General features: G+C 61.0%; 19 protein-coding genes. All 19 read right to left on the bottom strand.

Translation table 11 applies throughout. The features are described 5' to 3' along the window. Positions 1–154 precede the first annotated feature (154 nt). Positions 155–724, bottom strand: coding sequence for a hypothetical protein (locus FDY95_RS13750; RefSeq protein WP_138078383.1), 570 nt, complete (start codon positions 722–724; stop codon positions 155–157). A 4-nt stretch (positions 725–728) separates the two neighbouring features. Then, positions 729–2,144, bottom strand: a complete 1,416-nt coding sequence (locus FDY95_RS13745; protein ID WP_138078381.1) for a hypothetical protein — start codon at positions 2,142–2,144, stop codon at positions 729–731. A gap of 140 nt (positions 2,145–2,284) precedes the next feature. After that, a complete protein-coding gene (locus FDY95_RS13740; protein WP_138078379.1) occupies positions 2,285–6,154 on the bottom strand; it encodes a hypothetical protein in 3,870 nt (1,289 codons plus the stop codon). A gap of 203 nt (positions 6,155–6,357) precedes the next feature. Further along, the gene (locus FDY95_RS13735; protein WP_138078377.1) at positions 6,358–10,053 is read right to left on the bottom strand and encodes a sensor histidine kinase; all 3,696 of its coding nucleotides are present in this window, start codon (positions 10,051–10,053) and stop codon (positions 6,358–6,360) included. 114 nt (positions 10,054–10,167) lie between these two features. Continuing rightward, entirely contained in the window at positions 10,168–10,575 is a 408-nt protein-coding gene (locus FDY95_RS13730) for a DUF983 domain-containing protein (protein ID WP_246074032.1), read from the bottom strand. Beyond that, the gene (locus FDY95_RS13725; RefSeq protein WP_138078375.1) at positions 10,565–10,828 is read right to left on the bottom strand and encodes a hypothetical protein; all 264 of its coding nucleotides are present in this window, start codon (positions 10,826–10,828) and stop codon (positions 10,565–10,567) included. Before FDY95_RS13725 ends, FDY95_RS13730 begins: the two co-directional genes overlap by 11 nt. A gap of 71 nt (positions 10,829–10,899) precedes the next feature. Beyond that, positions 10,900–11,463 carry a DUF420 domain-containing protein gene (locus FDY95_RS13720; protein ID WP_171025675.1) on the bottom strand — a complete coding sequence of 188 codons (564 nt, stop codon included), beginning with the start codon at positions 11,461–11,463 and terminating at the stop codon, positions 10,900–10,902. Continuing rightward, on the bottom strand, positions 11,450–12,124 hold the full coding sequence (locus FDY95_RS13715) for an SCO family protein (protein ID WP_138078373.1): 675 nt from the start codon (positions 12,122–12,124) through the stop codon (positions 11,450–11,452). Before FDY95_RS13715 ends, FDY95_RS13720 begins: the two co-directional genes overlap by 14 nt. 3 nt (positions 12,125–12,127) lie before the next feature. Then, complete coding sequence (locus FDY95_RS13710) at positions 12,128–12,478, bottom strand: cytochrome C oxidase subunit IV family protein (protein WP_138078371.1); 351 nt, start codon at positions 12,476–12,478, stop codon at positions 12,128–12,130. Between the two features lie 98 nt (positions 12,479–12,576). Then, positions 12,577–13,344 carry a cytochrome c oxidase subunit 3 gene (locus FDY95_RS13705; RefSeq protein ID WP_138078369.1) on the bottom strand — a complete coding sequence of 256 codons (768 nt, stop codon included), beginning with the start codon at positions 13,342–13,344 and terminating at the stop codon, positions 12,577–12,579. Between the two features lie 22 nt (positions 13,345–13,366). Beyond that, a complete protein-coding gene (locus tag FDY95_RS13700; RefSeq protein WP_138078367.1) occupies positions 13,367–13,954 on the bottom strand; it encodes a cytochrome c oxidase subunit 3 in 588 nt (195 codons plus the stop codon). Between the two features lie 84 nt (positions 13,955–14,038). Beyond that, positions 14,039–14,902 (bottom strand): heme o synthase, encoded by an 864-nt coding sequence (gene cyoE / locus FDY95_RS13695; RefSeq protein WP_138078365.1) that lies wholly within the window; start codon positions 14,900–14,902, stop codon positions 14,039–14,041. A 52-nt stretch (positions 14,903–14,954) separates the two neighbouring features. Next, positions 14,955–16,037: a COX15/CtaA family protein gene (locus FDY95_RS13690; protein ID WP_138078363.1), complete on the bottom strand. Its 1,083-nt coding sequence runs from the start codon at positions 16,035–16,037 to the stop codon at positions 14,955–14,957. A gap of 109 nt (positions 16,038–16,146) precedes the next feature. Beyond that, positions 16,147–18,006 carry a cytochrome c oxidase subunit I gene (locus tag FDY95_RS13685; protein WP_138078361.1) on the bottom strand — a complete coding sequence of 620 codons (1,860 nt, stop codon included), beginning with the start codon at positions 18,004–18,006 and terminating at the stop codon, positions 16,147–16,149. 24 nt (positions 18,007–18,030) lie between these two features. After that, positions 18,031–19,104 carry a cytochrome c oxidase subunit II gene (locus FDY95_RS13680; RefSeq protein ID WP_138078359.1) on the bottom strand — a complete coding sequence of 358 codons (1,074 nt, stop codon included), beginning with the start codon at positions 19,102–19,104 and terminating at the stop codon, positions 18,031–18,033. Between the two features lie 42 nt (positions 19,105–19,146). Further along, positions 19,147–20,472 carry a quinol:cytochrome C oxidoreductase gene (locus tag FDY95_RS13675; RefSeq protein ID WP_246074031.1) on the bottom strand — a complete coding sequence of 442 codons (1,326 nt, stop codon included), beginning with the start codon at positions 20,470–20,472 and terminating at the stop codon, positions 19,147–19,149. A gap of 2 nt (positions 20,473–20,474) precedes the next feature. Further along, on the bottom strand, positions 20,475–21,197 hold the full coding sequence (locus FDY95_RS13670) for a c-type cytochrome (protein ID WP_138078357.1): 723 nt from the start codon (positions 21,195–21,197) through the stop codon (positions 20,475–20,477). After that, positions 21,197–21,721, bottom strand: coding sequence for a DUF3341 domain-containing protein (locus FDY95_RS13665; RefSeq protein ID WP_138078355.1), 525 nt, complete (start codon positions 21,719–21,721; stop codon positions 21,197–21,199). Before FDY95_RS13665 ends, FDY95_RS13670 begins: the two co-directional genes overlap by 1 nt. Continuing rightward, entirely contained in the window at positions 21,714–23,168 is a 1,455-nt protein-coding gene (gene nrfD / locus FDY95_RS13660) for an NrfD/PsrC family molybdoenzyme membrane anchor subunit (RefSeq protein WP_246074030.1), read from the bottom strand. The genes FDY95_RS13665 and nrfD overlap by 8 nt, the downstream gene beginning before the upstream one ends. Positions 23,169–23,181: the final 13 nt, after the last annotated feature.

Here is a 23,181-nt window from a genome sequence, read left to right as displayed (position 1 = left end):
GGAGCCTAGGAACTCCTGCCGCAACTTACTGGCTCGTTTTCTTTTGCCTCATCCTCAATTCCCCAACAGGCTCTAACAATAGGGCAAGCAACAGACTATTCATACAACGTTGGCGCAAGAACTCTAATAAGCAGCTATTGCGTTGCAATGTGGCTTACTGCGAGTTCTTCCGCAGTTGTTCGACAAACAGGCTTTTATCACTGGGCTTGTAAAACCGAAACTCATTAGGTGACAATACATTAGCAATGTCTAACAGTTCAACCAATGGCTTTATATATACGTTGCTCCATCTAAAGGTAGTGATATTATTTGCTTTACTGACCGTAACATCTACCTGAAATCCATCATCCACTGATGCAGCAATGCTGGAGCCAGCAAGTGATGTTACATCCGTTTTAGCAAAATACTCTTTGAATTCCTTAGCCTGTTTTTCGTTGAGTTTTTTTGTGTAAATAATATATTTTTGTTTTTCCGCAATTTTATATATAGATAACTCAATTTTTGACAATACATAAACAATCGGGTACCCATCCTTAATGTAAGGAATAATGCGTGGAGGTTTGCCTGGGCCTTGATTGAGCACTCTATCACCGTATTCACGGTGATAGAGTGCGAATCTTATTTCCTCAGTATTCTGATAAGCTGTGCTCCAACTTGGCTGACGCAAGAAAAAGCATACCAGCGTCAGCAAAATAGCCGTACATAATGAAATTTTGATTTTCATACGATTACAGGCAATCATGACGCTCAACTGTTACGAAATCATTCATAAAATTCCGATACCGTTGCTGATCAACAGCAGACATAGCAGTCCATTCCCTGCTTCCTTCAAGGCCCATAAATGCCAAGGCTTTATAAGCCTCGGGGTTATTACCTATTTGCGCGTAGGTTTGCGGATAATTATTCTGCACAAATTCTCGTAGCCCATCAGCCATAATCTGGATATGATTAGCCATAAAGTTATGGGTAGCTGTTGACCATGCCTGATCCTTAGCTGCACTTGCATCTACGGATGCTACCAGCTCTTGAAGCGTCATATCATTAATTGGCTTAGGCCATGTCGTCAATTCAAAATTGCTAAACGTCGAAATAGCGTGCTGCTGGAGGTTAGCATGAAAAGCTTCGTGGAAGAATGTTACTGCACCCCATATAGCATGCTGATAACTCAGAGCACTTGCATCAATGGTTACTTCCGCCGTTCTGGTATTATAATTCCACCTTGTAGTCCCAGTGAAAGGACTTACATTTCCTAGAGCAAAACGCACATTATAATTCGTTGTATTCCTAAAATTATTTAACAACAAATTAAAGTTATTATTATTTGCAATTTTATTATATATACAATTGGCTTTAGGATCATTCAAAATGGTTGGATCAACAATTATTTGCGTTACAGAAGCATTCCCACCAAATCCCCCTCCACCTGAATTCACTGGCGTGCCCCCTGAGCCAGAGCCAGCACCACCGCTAGGATACCCACCCGGGTTCTGCCCGCCCGGGTTAGATCCAACCCCACCATAACCGCCTGGGTTTTCACTACCGCCATACACATAGCAGACCGGAATGACCATGACATCTGTTGCACTAGTGGTCATGTGTATGACCATTTTAAAGCATGACAGACGCTGCGATTCGCCGTAGGGCGTTTCCGACTCCAGCGTAAAATTCAGCCAAGCATCTTCCGTGGCTACGCCGTCGACGTAGCCCTTGCCGCTGATGAACAGGTTGTCTTTGTTGTAAAAGGCCACCAGGCCATTCAGGCTGGTATCGGTGTACCAGCCGCCGTCGATGTGCCGACGGTACACGTCCCGGGCCAAAGTGTCTACTTCCGAGGCGGGCCGGACCTGTTCCTTCAAGACCAGCTCCACGATGCGGCCAGTAGGTTCGCCGTCCGCCTGCTTGCTGATGACCAGCCGGCGGTAGCCCTGGTAGTCGCCGTCAAAAACCATCAGTGATTCGACGATGGGCACCACCACATAGTCGCGCTCTTCGTCGCTGAGCACCTGGGCACTTTCCCAGCGCAGATCCAGTGGCATCCGGGGGTAGGCTGGGTCCGAGGGCTTGTCGTACCACATTCGGGCTTCCGCTACCGTCAGGCTTTGCAGGTTGCTGCTGCCGGCCCGGGCCTGCAGCTGTTCTTCCATTTCGGCGGGCACATCCGTACAGGACTGCGCCGTGCCGAGCAACAATACCACCGCCACCATCCACCTCACCAACAAAACGTACGCATAAGCTGAAAAGAATTAAGAGTGATTAGATGGGGGTAATGTATACCTAATTCCTTCTAAAACAACACTGCCGCCTGCATGCGCCCGGTGTGAATCACGTTGAGCCCGTTGGGTTTGCGGCCGTCGTAGCTGAGGGTGATGTTGAGGCCGTTGCTGAGGCGCTGCTCCAGGTTCAGGTTCCAGGTCAGGTTGTTGCCGGGGCGCAGGGCCTGCAGGATTTCCAGGCCCACCACCGAGCTTTCGGTGCCCTTGAAGCCCACGCGCACCAGGCTGGCGGTGCCGGAAAGGGTGCGCTTGCCCACCTGGCTCACCCGGGTTTCCACGCTCAGCTCGTCGAACACGCCGCGGGCCAGCGGGGTGCTGGGGTCGGGCGTGGGGCGCAGGGTGTTGCGCTTGGTGGTGCGGTGGTAGCTGCCGGTGAAGCGCCAGATGCCGGTGGGCTGGTAGCTCAGCTCGGGCTCCAGCTCGTACTGCTCCAGCAGGAAGTTGCGCTCCAGCAGGTAGCTGCTGCGGTTTTCGCGGATGCTGCGGGTGCCCGCGAGGCGGCTGGTAAGGCCGGTGGTGAGGGTGCGGCGCAGCAGCAGGCCCTGGCTGGCGAGGTTGCGGGTGTCGGAGCCCTGGGCCAGCAGGGTCTTGAGCTGGGTTTGCTGCACCGTCAGCTCGGCGCCGAACACGGGGCTGGAGCGGTTGAAGTACAGGGTGCTGCGCAGCAGCTTGCTCAGGGACAGCAGCTGCTGGTCGGCGGTCTGATAGGCAAAGGGGTTCAGGCGGGCCAGCAGGTCGCGCTCGGTGGTGCGGCGGTCCAGGTTCACGGTGTTCACGGCGCTGAAGCGGGCGGCCGTGGCGCGCCAGCCCTTGGCGTCGCGCCACTGGCGCGGGGCGCCCAGCGTGAGGCGGTAGGCAAAGCGGTTGGTAAAGGCCGTGACGTAGGTATCGGTGAAGAGGTAGACCTTGATGTGGGTGCGGTAGACGGCGTCGGGCGTGGCGGCTTCGAGGAATTCCTCCTTGTCCTGGCGGCCGTTGCCGTTCAGGTCGCCAGCGTAGTAGTGGGTGCCCTGGCCCTGCTGCCCGGCGGGCACCGGGATGAACACGTAGTCGCGCTTCGGCTCCCGGCCGGTGGCCACGTTGTAGGTCAGCTCGGAGCGCACCTGCCCCTGCAGCACCGACACGTTCCAGCCCAGCTGCCCGAGGGCGGTGCGCTGCCGGGCCGAGTCGCGGGCGGCCAGGTCGCGGTAGGTGGCCAGCAGGCTCAGGTCCTGGTACTTGCCCAGCTTGGTGCTGATCTGCCCCTGCCAGGTCTGGGCCCGGCCGCGCTGCTGCAGGGTGCGCAGGTCGGCGGCGGGCGTCTGGTCGCGGCGGAAGGTGTAGTCGAGGCGGAACTTGGTTTTGGCGCTGTCCTGGCTGGTCAGGAACAGGGCGTGCTCGTCGAAGTAGTTGGCGGTGCTCAGCGAGTCGCCGGAGGGCAGGCGCACCCGGTTTTTGTCGAAGCGGTAGGCGTAGCCGGGCAGCACCGGGCCGCGCAGGTAGCGCACGGCCGCCTCGCCGCGCGTCCAGGAGCTGCGGCGGCGGCCGGCATCCGCCCCGAGCAGAAACAGGGAGCCGCGCAGCTCCACGTCGCCCACGCGCTGGGCCGCGTCCAGCCAGTGCTGTACCCCGCTGACCTCGCCGGCCCGGTAGCGGCGGCTCACGCGGTAGTTGATGCTGTTGTTCACGTCGCGCACCAGGCCCAGCGAAAAGTTGAAGATGTTGTCCTCGCGCGAGATGCGCCCGCCGGTGGCGTTGCTCTGCTGGGTGGCGGCGGTGCTCCAGTTGCGGTCAAACTCGATGTCGCGGTAGCGGTCGATGGGCGCGAAGCGGCGGCTGGTGTACTCGTAGTCCAGGGCCGAGCGCAGGCGGTAGCCCTGCAGCTGCCCGGCCAACCCGGCGCGGCGGGCGTAGGCCGGGCGGCCGTCGGGCAGGCGGTAGCTGCTCAGCCCGCCCCCGATGGGCCGGCCCTCCATCACGTAGCCGATGCGCATGGCCTGGCCCTCGTCGGCTTCGGGCGAAAAGCGGTTCAGATCGAGCTTGGAGGAGGCCAGGTCGACAAACACCGTGGTGGTGGAATCGACGCGGAAGCTGGCGCCGGCCGACACGACCTGCTTTTCCAGCGGCGTGGGCAGCAGACGCTCGGGCCGGTAGCGCCCCTGCGCGATGCCGCCCACTGGGGCCACAAACTCGTAGACGCGGCCGTTGGCGTTGACCCGCGTGGGGTCGGTGCTCAGCACGTAATCAGCCCCCAGGGCGCCCTGGCCCACGTCGGTGAAGCGCACGTTGTACACGCCGCGGGTGGAGTCGGTGAGCAGCGCGTAAATCCAGCGGGTGGTGCCGGTGCCCGCGTCGGTGAAGCGCACGCGGTTGTACTGAATCTGCCGCCGGTCGTAGGCCACCGAGTCGGCCCCGCCGGTCACGGCCAGGCCCACGTTGTCGCCGATGTTGCGCAGCAAGACGCGGTCGGCGTCGGTCAGCGAGAGGTTGGGCGAGTTGTCGGGGTTGTCGGCTTCGCGGTAGTAGTTGGCGTGCACCTGCAGGCGGCCGGCCTCCTGGTAGTGGTTCAGGTGGTAGAGCGAGCGGGCGTAGTTGAAGTCGGAGTACTCGTAATCGACGCGGATGCGGGAGTTGCGGGTAATCAGGTGGCGGGGCGAAAACGTCAGCTCGGCCGTGTTGTAGTCGATGACGTAGTCGTTGTCGAAGCCGCGCACGAGCAGGCGGCCGTCGAGGTACACCCGCTCGGAGTTGGCCAGGATGATGATGAACTGCTCCCCGTTGGGCCCGCGCAGGCGGTAGGGCCCCTGCACGTTCTCGATGGGCTCGACGGTGACGCTGGCAAACTTGCCCTTGGCCACGCCCGCCGCCACGGTGGTGGAGCTGCGCACCGCCCCGCCCAGGGCCTTTTCCAAGCGAGTAGGTGTGCTGCTGGCCGTAACCGTCGTCACCGGATTATTGGCCGGCGAGCCGCCCGGAATGCCCGACAAGGCCCCCGGGTACGGCGGCACGCCCGGGCTGCCGGGGCCGATGGGAATGGGGTTGAGCGGATTGGGCAGCAGGGCGCCGGGCGCGGCCGTGGTGGCCCCGAGCTGCTGGCCGAGAAACAGGTCGCCGGCGGCGCCCTGCACGTTTTTGTAGAAGCGCAGGAAGTAGTCGGGCTTGTTGCGCAGCACCACGTCGCCGGCCGTGAGGGCCCAGTTCGGGTGCGTGAGGGTGACGTAGATGCGGTCGAATTCCTGCAGCTGCTGGGTATTGCCCTCGGGTTGAAAGGGCACGTTCTGGTCGCTGATGGCGGCCGTCAGGTTGATTTTGTCGGTGAGCTTGCCCTCCAGCTGCAGGTTCAGCGCGGAGTTGACGAACACGTTCTGGGCGTTGCCGAAGGAAATGCCGCGGGTCAGGGAGCCGGTTTTGTTGATGCCCGGCGTGGCCAGAATCTGCTCCTGCCGCCCCAGGTCGGCGTAGCCCGTAAACGGCCGGCTCTCGAAGCTAAGCGAGTCCATGAGGCTGCGCGGGCGGCGGAAGCGCGGCGCCGCCAACCGCACCGGCAGCACCCGGTAGCAGATCAGCACCGAGTCGGGCCGGTTGGTCGGCAGGCGCAAATCGGGCTGGCCCGGCTCGGGCGAAGCCACCCGGCTGCTGGGCCAGATGATGCGGTACCGGTCGCGCCGGGCGTCGTAGGCCACGCTGCGCCCGTCCGTCGATACCGAGGAGGGCACCACCGTCAGCGTATCGGCCAGGCTGAACTCGGTGGTATCACGCCCCGGCGGCACGCGCACCCACGCGCAGCGCCGCGACGAAGGCACCGCGCCCGGCCGCAGCTGCGCCCACCCGCCCACGGCGCCACCCGCCAGCAAAGCCAGCAGCAGCAGGGAGCGAACAAGCAGGCGTAAGGAATGCGGCATAGAGCGCGGCAAGGTCGGGCGACTTGGCAGGACGAAGTAACGCCCGGCTGGCCTAACGTCGTGCCCAGGCGGAAAAATCCCGTCGGGAAAGGGCAATAGTTTAAGAGGGCAGGAGCTTGTGAAGGCAAGAGTTAATTTTCACGTCTTCCACTCCCCAACTCTTATCCTCCTAAACTCACAAACTTCTAAACTCTTACCCTCCTTTACCCCGGCGCCTGCGGCAGCTCGATAAAGAACGTGGTGCCCTCCCCTACCACCGTCTCAAACCACACCTGGCCGCCCGAGCTTTCGATGCCGCGCTTGGCCACGGCCAGCCCGATGCCGGAGCCGGTTTCCTTGGTGGTGAAGTTGGGCCGGAACACCTGGTCGCGCACGTCCTCATCGATGCCGCTGCCGTTGTCCTGGATGCTGATGCGCACGGTGCCGGGCTGGGGCAGCTCTACGCGGGCGCGCACGTCGGCGGTGCGGTCCTGCGGAATGGCTTGCAGGGCGTTCAGCAGCAGGTTGTTGAAGGTGCGCACCAGCAGGTTTTCGTCGGCGAAGACGTTGGCGTCCTCGGCGCCCGGCCCCACTTCCAGCTGCACGTGCTGGTGCAGGGCCACGCAGCGGCGCAGCACCTGGGCAATGGCCAGCCGCTCGGGGCGCATGGCGGGCAGGTTGGTGAAGTTCGAGAACGAGGTGGCAATGTCCGTCAGCACGTCGATCTGGGTGATGAGCGTCTGCGAGATGCGGCCAATCATTTCTTCCAGGTTGCCGCGCTTTTCCGTCAGGGCCCGCTGCAAGAACTGCAGGCTGAGCTTCATCGGCGTGAGCGGGTTCTTGATTTCGTGGGCTACCTGCCGGGCCATTTCGCGCCAGGCGGCCTCTTTTTCCTGCATGGCCAGCTCCTGCTTGCTGTCTTCCAGCTTGTGGAGCATGGTGTTGTACTCGCGCACCAGCAGCCCCAGCTCGTCGTTCGATTCGTAGGCCAGCGGTTCGTTGTTGCCCGTCAGCGTGGTGTGGCGCAGCTTTTCGGTGATGAGCTTGAGCGGCCGCGTGAGCACCCGCGTGGCCACGAAAGTCAGCAGCAGAAAGCCGATGAACATCACCGTGAAGATGTTCAGGATGGTGGTCGTCAGCTCCGTGAGCTTGGTGTTCAGGTCCTTCTGCGAATCGAAGAACGGAATGCCCACGTAGCCCAGCACCGCCCCCCCGCCCGGCGAGGCCGACTGCGCCCGGATGGGCAGGTACAGCGTGTTGAACGACAGGGAACCAGCCCGCTCCGTGAGCAGAATGCGCGGCTGCCCGCGCTCGGCCAGGGCAATGATGGCCTCAGGGTTCATCAGCGTGCTGATGAGGCCGGCTTCGAAGATGAGCGGCTGGCTGCTCACCAGCAGCTCGCCGCGGGCATCGTAGAGGTTGAGGTCGGTTTCGGTGAGCGTCGACACGTTTTCGGCCAGCTGGCCGAGACGGCCGCGGCTGGTGGAGTCGGCCAGCAGACTGCGCTGGCGCAGGATACTGGCCTGGGCCAGCTGCCCGCGCCGCTCGTAGCTGCGGCGCAGGTCGCGCTTGTAGCTGTCGGTAAACAGGCTGGCGGTGGCCAGGCTCACCACTAGCAGCGTGGCGAGGATGCCCACCGTCATAAACAGCTGAATTTTGGCCGAGAAAGTGGTGCGGAACCAGCGCCGCCGCGGGTTACGCAGGGCAAACAGCAGCAGCAGCACGAAGCCCCCGCCCAGCAGGTGCAGCAAAAACCAGAACGAGAAGTTGGCCAGCCACTCGGCCGCCGCGTAGGTGGGCGTGCTCACTACCACGGTGCGCTGCTGGGGCCCTTTCACCCCGAAATGATGGGCGCCGCCCAGCACCAGCCCGTCGGCGTACAGGCGCGGGTCGCGCAGGGCCGCGGCGGGCAGCTCGTTCACGTAGTCGAAGTCGCCCTCGCTGTACACCAGACGGCCCTTTTCGTAGCCGGCGTAGCTCAACTCGTTGCCCAGGCCGGGCTGGAAGTATTTCTGGTCGACCAGCAGCTCGGGCACCACGCTGTTGGCGGTGAGTTTCTTGAGCGTCAGCTCCAGCAGCACGGTGGCGGTGTTGCCCGCCACGGTGGGCACCGGCACGAAGGCCACGTAGCGCCGCGAGTCGAAAAACGTGCTGCCGTGGACCAGGTAGAGGTCGGGCAGGTCGGTGGGCGTGGCCTGGCGCAGCAGCTGGGCCCGCGTGGTGGCCAACGACAGCACGCCGTCGGCTTCGTTGAGCGGCTGGCCCTGCCCGTCGAAGAGGCTCACGCGCACCTCGTACTTATCGAAGTAGCCGCGCAGGTAATACTTGGCAATTTTCTGGCGCACCACGTCCTGGCTGGCGAAGCGGTTGGCCAGGCGCGTGCGGATGACGCCGTCGGCGGCAATGTCGTGGGCGCGCTCGGCCAGCAGAAACTCGCCCTGCAGGTCGTTATCCACGAGCAGGTTGCCGGCCAGGCGCTGCTTGTTCTGGATCAGCTGCTCCTTGAAGTGCTGGTACAGGGCCAACGAGCCCACGCTGGCGCTCAGCCCCAGCATCAGAAACAAAAACACCACCACCCGAAACGGCAGCACGCCCGCCAGCCGCCGCAGCGAGGCCACGCGCAACACCAGGAAGAACAGCAACGTCAGCCCCAGCAGCACCCCGGTGGTTTCGCCCAGGGCCAGCGCCACCGGCAGCACCAGCAGCGTGGCCGCGCCCAGCACGAGCAGGCGCACCGGCTGCGGCTCGGCCGGCACGGCGGCCAGGTACAGCTGCGTGAGCAGCCAGAAGCCGACGAAGTAGCTGCCCGAATGCAGCACAACGGCCAGGCACAGCAGCAGCTTGAAGCCCGAAAACTGGATGCTCTGCGTCACGTCGAGCACCAGCTGGGAGTTGCTGACCGAGCTGAGGTAGAACGAGTAAAGCATCAGCAGGCCGCCGAAAAAGCTCAGGCAGGCCAAGCTGGCCACCACCAGCCGCCCGGTAGGGCCGGGCACGCGACGCACGTAGCGCGCCACCCCGTAGCGCCGAAACAGCAGCAGCGCGTACCAGGTAATGATGAGCAGCAGCGCGGCGTTGATGAGCAGGTCGCCGAGCGAGGGCGACACCCAGGAGGCCGCGTACAGCTTGGGGTCGAACAGCGGTAGCTCGATGAAGGCGAAGGGCAGGTTGAAATGCAGCAGCACGGCCCGGAAAAGCGCCAGCGGCAGCACCACCGCCGCCGCGCCGGCCCAGGGCTGCCGCCGCCGAAACAGCCGCCGGGCCCAGGTCAGCCAGGCGGCTACGTAGAAGCCGGTGCCCAGCAACAGCAACGCCAAGGGCAGGTATTTGCCGGTGATGGGGTCGGGCTGCAGGCTGCGCAGCGAGAACAGGTAGTGCCCGTCGTGCGAAAACAGCTGCGGTAGGTCAGGGTTGCGCTGCGCATTCGGCACCAGACTCAGGTCGAGGCCCTTGAATAGCACGCGGCCACCTTCGCGCAGGTAGCGGTTGCTGATGCCGTACTTCCGCCGCAGCGGCACGTAGCTCAGGATGACGAAGGGCCCCGCCGGCCGCCGGATGGCCAGGTAGCTGCCGAAGCGCATTTCCACCAGCTTGTCGCGGAAGGGTTGCCCGACGTTGGCCACCTCCGGCCGCATGGTGTGCTCCGACCAGTACAGCAGCTGCCCATTGCGAAACACGAAGGTGGGGTACGCGGCGGCCTGCAGCGTGGCAAAGCTGCCCTGGCCGCGCAGCAGCTGCACAGCTAGCGTTTCCACGTCCTGCTCGGCCCGCCGCTCGGCCGCCGTCAGCTGCTGCTGCAGCCGGGCCACGTCGGTGCGCACCAGTACGCCGGGGGCGGCCGCGTGGTTGCTCAGGTAAGCGCCCAGAAAACACAGCAAAGCCAGCAGCAACAGCCCCAGCGGGAGGAAACGCTTGGTCACGAACGGGGAGCGGGGTCGGACGAGTAGTGGTGAGGTCAAGGGCCTGCTGCGAAGAGTAGGCTCGGCAATAAGCAAAAATGCCGCCAGCAGGCGGCATTTAAACAGTCGGGTGGTTTACGCGGAACGGCGCGGCGCGGCCATCGGGTCGTAGCGGATACCACCGAAGCCGTAGAGCATCAGGGCACGGGCGTAGCGAAACAGCAGAGGCGTGAGCAGAATCATGCAGGCCGCCACCACGCTCACGTATACCCAGGTCGCCGGGTCGTGGCCGAGGAAGTAGGTCAGCATGCCGGCCACGAACACCACGCCCACGGCCAGGCCGTAGCTGATGTACATGGCGCCCCAGTAGAAACCGGTTTCGGGCTCGTAGTGCTGCCCGCACACCGGGCAGCTGTCGGGCATCTCGTCAAACTTCGTCAGGCTCAGGGCCGAATGCGTAAACAGCGGCCCCGCGTGGCAGCGCGGGCAGCGCAGCCGCAGCAGCGCCAGTCCCGCCGACGAATCCGCTGGCTTAGCGGGCATCCGGCGCCGGCTGACGCTTGCGACGCACGTTGCGGTACCAGAAGAAGGCCACCGTGCCGCCCAGGATGTAGGGCGCGGCCATCATGTAGAGGATGCCCTTGTTCAGGCCCGAAATGTCGTAGCCGTCTTTCTCGGTGCGCGAGGCCTCCACGTTGGTTTTGCAGAGCGTGCACTGGGCCAGGCTCAGGCGCGGGCTCAGCGCCAGCAGCAGCAAAAAGCACAAGGGCAGCAGCGCGGTCAATGTCTTTTTCATACCTCTTTCAACAGCTTCAGGGGGACAGAGTTCCGAAGAATGTAGCGCGAACTTTCAGTTCGCGCTACCACCTAATGCGCGTAGTACGGCGCAATCATGAAGTACACGATGACGCCCGTTACCGATACGTACAGCCAGATCGGGAAGGTCCAGCGGGCCAGGCGGCGGTGCCGGGCAAACTGGTTGGTCAGGGCAAAGTACAGGGTGAAGAGCACCAGGCCCACCGTCACGGCCGCCAGCACGATGTGCGTCAGCAGCAGGAAGTAGTAGATGCCCCGGATCAGCCCTTCTCCGCCGAAGCGGGTGGTTTCGGCCTGCGAGTGGTACACCACGTACGACACCAGGAACACGGCGCCCAGCACGAAGGCCGTGCCCATGGCCGTCCGGTGCTTCACCACGTCCTTGTTGCGGATGAAGTAGTAGCCCAGCAGCAGCATCACCGCCGTCAGCGAGTTCAGGCCAGCATTGACGGCCGGCAGAAAGCTCACGTCGGCCCCCTCGATACGGAATACGTTGGGGAAGTAGTAGAGTACCGCCACCGCCACCGGAATGATCAGGCCCAGGGCCAGCATCCCGATTTTGTAGGCGCGCGGCGTGGCCGGAGCCGAGTTCAGACCCGCGTTATTCGTGGTCATAGGTGTAAAGCAAAATGCGGATTTCGGTCATCAGTCGGTCGATTTCCTTCGGGTCCATCCCGTCGTACACGCCGCGGATGTGCTTGTCGCGGTCGACGAGCAGCAGGCGCTGGCTGTGCACCAGCCCGGGCGTGCCAGCAATCATAGCCGGGCCGGGCGCCGTTACCTTGTATTCCTGCAGGGCCAGGCGGTTGATGCTGTCCTTGGGGCCGGTCAGGAAAAACCACTTGTCGGGCAGGGCGCCGTACTGCTTGGCGTACTCGGCCAGCACCGCCACCGAGTCGTGTTGCGGGTCGACGGTGTAGGACACCAGCTTCACGCGCGGCTCCTTGCGGTACTTCTCCTGCACGCGCTGCAGCTGCCCATTCAGCCGGGGGCACACCTGCGGGCAGGTGGCGAAGAAAAAGCTGGCCACGTACACGTCCCCGTCGAGGTCGTGCTGGGTCAGCCACTGGCCCGACTGCGTCTGCAGGCGAAAATCACCTACCCGGTGAAAAACCGTATCGCGCTGCCACTTTCCCCCTGCCTGCGTGGAATCCACACGGTCTGGGTAGTAAGTGGGCAGCGCGAAATGGTTGGTGCCAAACCCGTACAGGAAGAAAAAGGCCAGTACGGGCGCAAGCAGCAGGAGGCCCAGGATGAGAACCTGTTGCGGCCGCATTACTTAGTGAGCGGCGCCGAAAATGGCTTCGCCAACGGCGCTGCCTTCGGTAATCAGGGCCACCAGCAGCCAGATCAGCAGGGCCATCGGCACCAGAATCGACCAGATCAGGCCTTTGGTTTCGTGGCGCAGGTGCATGAACTCGGCCACGATGAAGAAGGCCTTGAAGATGGTCAGCACGATGAAGATGCTGTTGCGCAGGGTGCTGGCCTCCATGGTGAAGGCCAGCAGGAATTCGAAGGCGGTGATGCCCACAATCCAGGCCAGGGCCTTCAGAATCGGCTTAACGTTGGCTTTGCCGTGCACGGCGTGGCCGTCGGCGGTGTACTCGTGTTCGGGAGCGTGGTGAGCCATGAGCGGTGAAATAGTGAAATGGTGAGTAGTGAAATGGTGAAATAGCGAGGATGTTGGAACATCAAACTCACCATTTCACCATTTCACTATTTCACCAATTAGATCAGGTAGAAGAAGGTGAAGACGAACACCCACACCAGGTCCACAAAGTGCCAGTACAGACCGATTTTCTCGATCATCTCGTAGTGGCCGCGCTTGTGGAAGGTACCGTTGGTGGTGGCGATGAAGGCGTAGGTCAGCAGGCAGAGGCCCGAGAATACGTGGGTACCGTGGAAGCCGGTGATGAAGAAGAACAGGTCGGCGAAGAGCACCGGACCGTATTCGTTCACCTGCAGGTTGGCCCCGTACACCATCGAGCCGTCAGCCATTTTCAGGCCGTGCTCCGAACCGGTGATGAAGTGAGTCCACTCCCAGGCCTGGCAGCCGAGGAACATGGCGCCGAACAGCAGCGTCCACAGCAGCCACTTCTGCACGTCGTTCTTGTCCATGCGGTGGCCAGCCTCTACGGCCAGTACCATCGTCACCGACGACACGATCAGAATCATGGTCATCAGGGCCACGAAGGCCAGCGGAATGTCCATGCCGTGCAGGCCGGGGAAGGCGTTGAACACCTTCTCGGGAATGGGCCAGTAGGTGGTGCTGAATTTGAAGTCAGCGGCAGTGCCCGTGTAGGCAAGGTGGCGGTGACGCACCATGCCGTAGGTGGTCAGGAACGCTGCGAACGTGAAAGCATCCGACAGCAGGAAGAACCACATCATCAGCTTACCATAGCTGACCTTGAAGGGTTCGTTACCGCCGTCCCAGGTGCCGCTACGCGGAGCTTCGTAGGACGCTGAGTTCGTCAGCGTCGTGGTCGGGTTGGCCATAAGGAGCGGAAAAAAGGCGAAATCAGTGGTTCAAAAGTAGGAACAAATACAAGTACAACCAAAGCCCGCCGAGGAAGTGCCAGTAGATGGTGCCGTTGGTCATGGCCATCATCTGGCGGGAGTGGATTTTGTAGCGGAAGGCCTTTACCAGCAGTATCGTCAGGAAGATCAGGCCAGTAACTAAGTGGAAGCCGTGTACGCCCGTGAGCACGTATACGAATGAGCCGGCCGGATTGCTGTCGGCCCCGCCGAAGAAAATCTTGTTTTGCACCAGCTCGCCCCACACCTGGTACTGCCCGATGAGGAAGGCCACGCCCAGCGCGAAGGTGACGACCAGCAGCATTTTCGCGCGGCCGATTTCGTCTTTGCGGGCCGAAAACCATGCCCACTGAATCGTCGCACTGCTCAGCAGAATGATGACGGTATTGATGAGCATGCCGGCGGGCATGTCAAACTCCAGCCAGTTGCCCTCGCCCCGGCGCACGATGTAGGCGCTGGTGAAAGCGGCAAACATCATGGTGATGCTGATAATCATCAGCCAGAGCAGGAAGCGCAGCGGGTGCACGTTCAGCGCGACCTGCTTGTTATTCAAAGTCTCGGAAGGATGCATGTTACTTGTTGAATTGTGGAATGGCTAAATGGCTGTCGTTTCAGAACGGTCAACAATTAACCGTTTAGCCATTCGACCATTTGGTTACATTTTGTCGAGCACTAAGGCTATCTGCACGATGGGCAGGTAGAGGAAAGAGCCGAACATGATGCGCATAGCGGCCTTTTTGCTAACAGTGCGCATCAGGTAAAAGGTCTGCATCAAGAACAGCACGCCGCAGATGGCCGCTACCATCGGGTAGATGTGGTTGGTCATGCCGAAGTAGAACGGCAGCAGGCTGAGCGGAATCAGAATCAGGGTGTAGGTCATGATCTGAAAGGCCGTTGCCAAGTCCTTACCACCGGCCATGGGCAGCATTTTGAAGCCGGCCTTATGGTAGTCTTCGTCGAGCACCCAGGCAATGGCCCAGAAGTGCGGAAACTGCCACATGAACTGAATGCCGAAAAGAATCCAGGCCTCCTGGGTTATCATGCCGGTGGCGGCCACCCAGCCAATCATTGGCGGCAGCCCGCCGGGAATGGCTCCTACGGCCACGCAGATGGGCGAAATGCGCTTGAGCGGGGTGTAGATGAAGCCGTAGAGAATCAGTGAGAGCAGCGAAACGGCGGCCGTCAGTGGGTTGAAATACAGCCCGAGCAGCAGCAGCCCTGCCAAGCCCGTGATGACTACGAATACCCAGGCCTCCGTCACGGACAACACACCCGTGGGCAGCGGCCGCTTGGCCGTGCGTTTCATCAGCTTGTCGAGGTCCTTCTCGTAGATCTGGTTGATGGTGTTGGCCGAGCCCGTGACGAGCAGGCCGCCTAGCATCACCAGCACAGCGCCGGCCCAGTGGATGCGCCAGGCAAACTCGTGCTGGCCCAGCATGAAGCCGACAGCCGCCGAAAACGCCACCGTCAGCGACAGGCGAAACTTGAGAAGTTGGAAATAGGCCCTGGCCTTGGTCATCAGCAGCAAAAACAGTCAAGCCGGCCGTTCGGCTCCAAATCGGGCCGCAAAGTTACGCAACAACAGCCGGAAACCGGGCTGTGTGGCTGGCTTTTAGCGCCTGCCAGTAGCGCACCAGCAGCAGAAACTGCACCCCGAACAGCAGCGTGCCCAGCGTGAGGTGAATCGGCTGCACCAGCGCGGGCATGGCAAAGTAGGCCAGCAGCAGCCCCGCCAAGATTTCCAGGCCGATAACCACCAGCGTGGCCGTAGCCAGCCGCTCGAGCGCCGCCACGCCCGTCTGGTAGAGCTTTAGGGCCACGTAGAGATTCACTAACAGCAGCAGCGCCGAGAAGACGCGGTGCACGGTAAATGCCCCGCCCAGCTGCGCTATCCACTGCTCCCGGTGCAGGTAGTTCAGCCCGAAGGCAATCATGTCGATATCCTCCCGCACCTGCGTGCCTACCACGATTTGCACAAACGTCAGCAGTACCAGCACCACTAGTCCAATGGTCATGCCCGGAGCCAGCGGCGCGCCTTGGGCTTCGCGTGGCAGCGCGTTGTCGGCCCGCACCAGGGCCCAGATCAGCAAAGCCACCAGCACCAGCGCCAGGGCCATATGAATGGTCACCATCACCGGCAGTAGGTTGGTCGACACTACCAGGGAGCCCAGCCAGCCCTGCACGCCTACGGTGATGAAGCTCAGCACCGCCACCCAGAAGATAGCCGGGTCGCGGCGACGGTAGGGCCAGGCGGCCAGCACCGTGGCGAAGATGAACACGCCAATCAGCGCGCCGGTGAGGCGGTTCAGGTACTCAATCCAGGTCTTAGTGGGGTTGAAGTCGGTTTCGATGTACTGCGTAGGGTGCGCGAAGATGTTAGCCGCTACCTCCGCAAACCCCAGCTTGCTCAGTGTCTTGGCCAGCCGTTCGTTCTTGGCCACGCGCTGGGCCGTGTACACCTCCTTGTAGTTGGACGGCAGCTGGCTGATATCGGTGGGCGGCACCCACTGCCCGAAGCACTTGGGCCAGTCGGGACAGCCCATGCCGGAGCCGGTGCTGCGCACGATGCCACCGACCAGGATAAGCACGTACACGGCCACCACCGTCAGCGTCGCCGTCGTGCGGAAGCGGCGGACAAAAGCAGGTATTTCCATCAGAGTTTCCAACAGTGTTTCGCGCCGCAAAGGTCCGACGGAAACGGCTGAAAAAGAAGAAGGAGCCCCTTTTTTGGGGCTCCTTCTCCAGAGGTTTGTCCGCTTAGGACTATTCCATTTCCTTCTCGTACGGCAGGTTCGACGAAACGGTCTGCGAGTACGGGATATGCTGCGGAATGAAGTCTTCGGGCGCGCCGGGCTTGCTGTAGTCGTAGGGCCAGCGGTACACGGCCGGAATAGCACCGGGCCAGTTGCCGTGACCGGGCTCCACCGGCGTCGTCCACTCCAGGGTCGTCGAGTTCCAGGGGTTTTCCGTAGCGCGGCGGCCGCGGAAGATGCTGTATACGAAGTTGAAGAGGAAGATGAACTGCGCGAAGAATGCCATGATGGCGGCAATCGAGATGAACGTGTTCAGGTCACCGAACTGGTTGAACGTCTCGTAAGCCGTGTAAGCGTAGTAGCGGCGGGGGAAGCCGGCAATACCCACGTAGTGCATCGGCAGGAACACCAAGTAAGCAGCCAGGATGGTCAGCCAGAAGTGCACGTAGCCGAGCTTCTCGTCCATCATGCGGCCGAACATTTTGGGGAACCAGTGGTACACCCCGGCGAACATGCCGAAGAAGGCCGACGAACCCATTACCAAGTGGAAGTGAGCTACCACGAAGTAGGTGTTGTGCATCTGAATGTCCAGCGCGGCGTTGCCAAGGATGATACCTGTCAGACCGCCCGATACAAATAGCGACACGAAGCCGATGGCAAACAGCATGGCGGCCGTGAAACGGATGTTACCGCGCCAGAGCGTTGCCAGCCAGTTGAAGGTCTTCACGGCCGAAGGCACGGCAATAATCAGCGTCAAGAACATGAACACCGACCCGAGGAAGGGGTTCATGCCAGTCACGAACATGTGGTGAGCCCACACGACGAACGACAGCAGCGAGATGCCGATCAGCGAACCAATCATGGCGCGGTAGCCGAAAATGGGCTTGCGGGCATTCGTGGCCAGTACCTCGGACACGATACCCATGGCGGGCATGATTACGATGTACACCTCGGGGTGCCCCAGGAACCAGAACAAGTGCTGGAACAGGATGGGCGAACCACCCACGTGGTTCAGCGCCTCACCGCCGATGTAGATGTCGGACAGGAAGAACGAGGTACCGAACGAACGGTCAAAGATCAGCAGCAAGGCAGCCGAGAACAGTACCGGGAACGAGAGCAGACCCAGGATAGCCGTCAGGAAGAACGACCAGATGGTCAGCGGTAGCTTGGCCATCGACATGCCGGCCGTGCGCAGGTTAATGATGGTGGTGATGTAGTTCACCCCACCCAGCAGCTGCGATACGATGAACAGCGCCATCGATACCAGCCACATCGTCTGGCCCGCGCCCGAACCCGGAATGGCTTGCGGCAGCGCCGACAGCGGCGGGTAAATCGTCCAGCCAGCGGAAGCCGGGCCAGTTTCGAGGAACAGCGAGATGAACATGATAACGCCGGCCACGAAGAAGAACCAGAACGAGAGCATGTTCATGAAGCCCGACGCCATGTCGCGGGCCCCTACCTGCAGCGGAATCAGGAAGTTCGAGAACGTACCCGACAGACCCGCCGTCAGCACGAAGAACACCATGATGGTGCCGTGCATGGTCACGAGGGCAAGGTAGAACTCGGGGTTGAGCTTACCACCTTCCACCCAGCGGCCCAGCAGCGGCTCCAGCCAGGTCAGCTGCGCCTCGGGCCAGCCGAGCTGAATTCGGAACAGCGTCGAGAGCGTGGCACCAATGAAGGCCCAGGCAATACCCGAAATCAGGAATTGCTTGGCAATGACCTTGTGGTCCTGGCTGAAGACGTGCTTGAACAGCCAGTGCTGGTCGTGGTGGTCGTGCTCGTCGTGGTGGTCACCCGCGGCGTGGTGTTGCACGTGCGGCGCTTCCTGCGCGTGGGCACCGCCCGTCGGAATATTAGTTGCAGCCATCAGAAAAGCGTGCGTTAAGTTACGTTAGAGGGCGGCCTGAGCCTTTTCCGTCGCAGCAGGCGCAGCCGTGGTAGCGGCGGGCACCTCTTCAATCACCGGCGTCTTCTTGTTCTTGAAGGCAGCCAGTACGTCGGGGTTCTGTTCAGCGAACGGCTTCTGCTGGGCATACCAGGCTACGTAGTCGTCCGGCTCGTCCACGATGATGGTCGACTTCATGGCGAAGTGACCACGGCCGCAGATCTGGTTGCAGGCAATTTCGAAATTGAAGTTCGGGTTACCCGTCTGTGCCCGCATTTCGTCGGTTGTCTTGGTCGGGATAAACCAGAACTTGGTGGGCATGCCCGGCACGGCGTACATCTGCACCCGGAAGTGGGGCGAGTACACGGCGTGCAGCACGTCGCGCGAACGGATGTGCAGCAGCACAGGCACGCCTTTCGGTACATGCACCTCACCGGCGGTGAAGTCGTCGAGGCTGCGCTGGTCATTCAGGTTGAAGCCAAATTCGTTGGTCGCGTCGATCAAGCGGTAGTTGATCGGGCCCAGCTTACCGTCGCGGCCGGGGTAGCGCACGAGGAAGTTGAACTGCTTGCCCATGATTTCGAGCTCTACCGAGTTGGCCGGGGCCGGACCCATGATGTTGGTCCACTCCTTCCAGCCGCCGAACACCAGACCCGCCATTACGATGGCCGGAATCACCGTCCAGATAACTTCGATCTTGTTGTTGTGCGAGTAGAAGAAAGCGCGGCGGCCTTCGCGGTACTGGTACTTGTACGAGTACACGAACAGGGCCACTTGCGTCAGCACGAATACGATGCCAATGATGATCATCGTAATCCAGAACATGCGCTCCGTGTGGAGACCATGCACCGACGCAATCGGCGGATTCATTTTGTCGAAGTTGGCGATGAAGGAGTAGGCGAAAGCCGCCATACCAACCACCATGAATACCAACATCAGGATGGCATTTACCCGGTTGCTGAGGCCAACTTGGCGCACGTAGCTACCCGAGAAAATGGAAGTGAGAATCTGGAGCCGGAACAGGAGGCCGAAAACGACCAGCAGAAGCACCAGCGCCAGTAGGATACCGAGAGCAATCATTAGTTGTACGTTGTGAAAGTCAGTCGTCCGAACAGCGCAGGCTTACGTGGTGTGATGCACGCTTTCCTCCACGAAGGGGTGATTTACCGGTACCAGCGAAGCTTGCGACAGGCGCTTGGTCATCAGCAGCAGGAAGCCGCCCAGGAACACGAGGCCCGTGCCAATCTCGATGATAAACCCGCTGTCGCCCTGAAGCGTTCCGGGCATGATCATCATGTAGAAGTCCAGCCAGTGGCCGATCAGCACTGCCGTCGCCACAATCTTGAGCATGATCATCTGTCGCTTGGCGTCGCGGGTCATCAGCACCAGGAAGGGGAAGGCGAAGTTGATGATCAGGTTGAAGAAGAACAGCCAGGTGTACTTGCCGTCAAAACCGCCGAGGCGCTGGTTGAAGTACACGGCTTCTTCCGGCAGGTTGGCGTACCAAATCAGCATGAACTGCGAGAACCATACGTAGGTCCAGAAGATGCTGAAGCCGAACATCAGCTTGCCCAGGTCGTGCAGGTGGTTAGCGTTCAGGAAGCGCAGGTAACCGGCTTGCTTCAGGTAGATGGCCGTCAGCAGAATGCCGGCAATGCCCGATACCCACCACGAAGCGAAGACGTACCAGCCGAACATGGTCGAGAACCAGTGCGTGTCGATCGACATCACCCAGTCCCAAGCCGACATCGACGACGATACGGCGTAGAGCACGAGGAACATAGCCGACACGTTAATGCTCTTGTCCCAGAAACCGGTACCACCGATCTGGTCTTCCTGCAGCGACAGGTCGCGCAGGCGCTTGGAGAAGAACCACCAGATGGCGATGAAAATCACCATTCGGGCTACGTAGAAGCCGAGGTTCAGGAAGCCAGCTTTACCAGCAATGATGGCGTCATAGTTCGGCGAGGCCGGATCCATGATGCCTTCGGTGCGCCAGTGAAACAGGTTGTGGCCGCTGGCGAAGAAGACAATCAGCATGATTACGCCACCGGGCAGAATCCAGGCGCTGAAGGCTTCGGCAATGCGGCGGACCATGATGGACCAGCCGGCGTAAGCTACCGTGTGAATAGCGACGAACACCGTGCCTACGGCCGAAATGCCGAGGAAGAACACGTTGCTCTGCCAGAGCGAGGCGAACAGACGACGCAGCCAGATGGGGGCATGCTCCCCGCCGTGGGCACCCGCGCCGTGTTCGGCGGCGGCCCCGTGGGCGGCACCGGCCGCTTCGTGGTGACCTGCCCCGATGTTCAGGTAGGCCATGATCAGACCGATGGCCATCAATACGACCCCGGCGACGATGAACAGGATGAACCGACGACGAGCCGAAGCGGGTAGCTCCAGAAACTCCGCCGTAATCGGCTCATGATGATGATGCGTTGCTGCCATAATTACTGAGCCGAGCCGTTACGAGCCTGGTCGCCCTGGCCGGGGTTGTCTGAAGCCTTGTCCGCCCCAGCTTGGCCGAGGGGAGCCGTGTTTTCAGGATTGGTTTTCTGCGAAGGTTCGAGGTCCGATTGTACTAGTTCGCTCATACCGTCGGGGCCTTTGCCCTTCTGCAGCACGCGAACGTACATGGCAATCTTCCAACGCTCCTCGGGGTTTACCTGCGAGCCGTGCGGCATCATGCGGTTGCGGCCCCACTGAATGACGTGGTAGATGTGCCCGTCGTTCATGGTAGCGTAGGCGCCCGTCGCGTAGTTGGGCACACCCTTGAACTTCACCCCTACCGGGCCCTGACCGTCGCCCTGCTCGCCGTGGCAGTGCTGGCAGTTGCGGGTGTAGAGCACCTTTCCTTCTTCCAGGTTGGCCTTGGTGTAGCGCAGCGGGTTGCGGAGCACGCGCTCCGCAATACCCACGCTGTCCTTGCCGATGTGGTCGAAGTAGTTGAGCTTGCCGCGGGGCACCGTGCCCACCGCCGGGGTGCGCTCGTTGATGCCCATCGGGTTTACCGTGTTGGCATCAACCTGGCGCAGCGGGTCGTACGGGAGCGACTCGTACATCTGCGGCGCGTATTCCAGACCGGGGTTGTTGGCGTCGTTGCAGGCCGTAGTCAGCACCGAAGCAAACAGAATGGCCGAAGCCTGGACGCCGTATTTAAAGGAGTGCGTCATTATTCTTTGGTCATTTCTTTCTCGTTCACTTCGGAAGCCCCGTTGGCACGCAGCAGCTGGGTCAGGTTGCCCAAATCGGCATCTTCCTTCAGCTCGATGGCCATGACGAACTTGTCGTCGGTAGAGCGCACGTCCATTACCGGCACTTTCAGCCGGGGGTAGAGCCCGCTGATGGTGTAGAAGGTAATCACCATGCCGTGGCAGCAGAAGAGTACCGTCAATTCGAAGGACACCGGGATGAACGCGGGCAGACCGATGTGGGGCTTGCCACCGATAATCATCGGCCAGTCAAAACCCAGCATGTAGATCTGCATCCACAGCGCAAACGACAGGCCGCACATGCCATAGAAGAAGGCGGCAATCGGCAGACGGGAGCGTTCGATACCCAGCGCGTCGTCGATGCCGTGCACCGGGTAGGGCGAGAAAACGTCGTAGATTTTTACGCCGGCAGCACGGACGTTTTCAATGGCGTGCATTAGCACGTCTTCGTCCTCGAAGATGCCGAGCGCGTAACGCTTAGTCATGCTTGTTGTAGTTTACGGGGGCGGAGGCAGGAGCACCGGTGGGGCGGTAGGCCGACTGTTGGGCGCCCGTGTTGGGGCCGCCGTAGGTCGGACCGTTGTCCACACCGTATTTCAGGATCGATTTCACTTCAGCCATGTTAATCACGGGGAAAAACTTGGCGAAGAGCAGGAACAGGGTGAAGAACAGGCCCAGCGTGCCCACGTAGATGCCGATGTCGATAATCGAGGGCGAGAACATGGCCCAGGACGACGGCAGGTAGTCGCGGTGCAGTGACGTTACGATAATCACGAAGCGCTCGAACCACATGCCGATGTTCACGATGATGGAGAGAACAAAGGTCATCGGGATGCTGTAGCGCACGCGGCGAATCCACACCAGCTGGGGCGAAATCACGTTGCAGGTCATCATCGACCAGTAAGCCCACCAGTACGGACCGGTCGCGCGGTTGATGAAGGCGTATTGTTCAAACTCCACCTGCGAGTACCAGGCGATGAAGAACTCCGTGATGTAGGCTACACCCACGATGGAGCCCGTAATCATCATGATTTTGTTCATCAGCGCGATGTGCTCGAGCGTGATGTAGTCTTCCAGCTTGAATACCACGCGGGTGATGAGCATCAGCGTGAGTACCATGGCGAAACCGGAGAAGATAGCACCGGCCACGAAGTAGGGCGGGAAGATGGTGGTGTGCCAGCCCGGTACCACCGAGGTAGCAAAGTCCATCGATACGATGGTGTGTACCGAGAGTACCAGCGGGGTCGAAACACCGGCCAGAATCAGCGACACGGTTTCGTAGCGCGACCAGTGCTTGGCACCACCTTTCCAGCCGAAGCTCAGCAGGGCGTAGGCGCGGCGGGCGATGGGGCCTTTGGCGCGGTCACGGATGGTAGCGAAGTCGGGCACCAGACCGGTGTACCAGAACACCAGCGACACCGAGAAGTAGGTCGAAATGGCGAAGACGTCCCAGAGCAGCGGCGAATTGAAGTTCACCCACAGCGAGCCGAACGTGTTTTGCAGCGGCAGCACCCAGAACGCGAGCCAGGGACGGCCCATGTGCAGTACCGGGAACATGGCCGCGCAGATTACGGCGAAGATGGTCATGGCTTCGGCCGCGCGGTTGATGGAGGTCCGCCACTTCTGGCGGAACAGCAGCAGTACGGCCGAAATCAGGGTGCCGGCGTGGCCGATACCGACCCACCACACGAAGTTGGTGATGTCCCAGGCCCAGTCAACGGTTTTGTTCAGACCCCATTCCCCGATGCCGTACCACAAGGTGCGGTATACCGAGTAGAGGAATACACCAAGGAAAAACAGGGCGACGCTCAAGGCGGCCATCCAGCGGATGTTCGGCTTGGCCTCCACCTGGCGGCACACGTCCTCGGTGACGTCGTGGTACGTCTTCCCGCTGGTTACGAGCGGTATGCGTACAGGCGAAACGTGCTGCATATTGGTTGGTTAA

It is taken from the genome of Hymenobacter jeollabukensis, from assembly GCF_005771675.1.
Taxonomy (GTDB): Bacteria; Bacteroidota; Bacteroidia; order Cytophagales; family Hymenobacteraceae; genus Solirubrum; species Solirubrum jeollabukense.
Note: the sequence above shows the minus strand (reverse complement) of the source record. Positions and strands in the feature narration are given on the sequence as shown.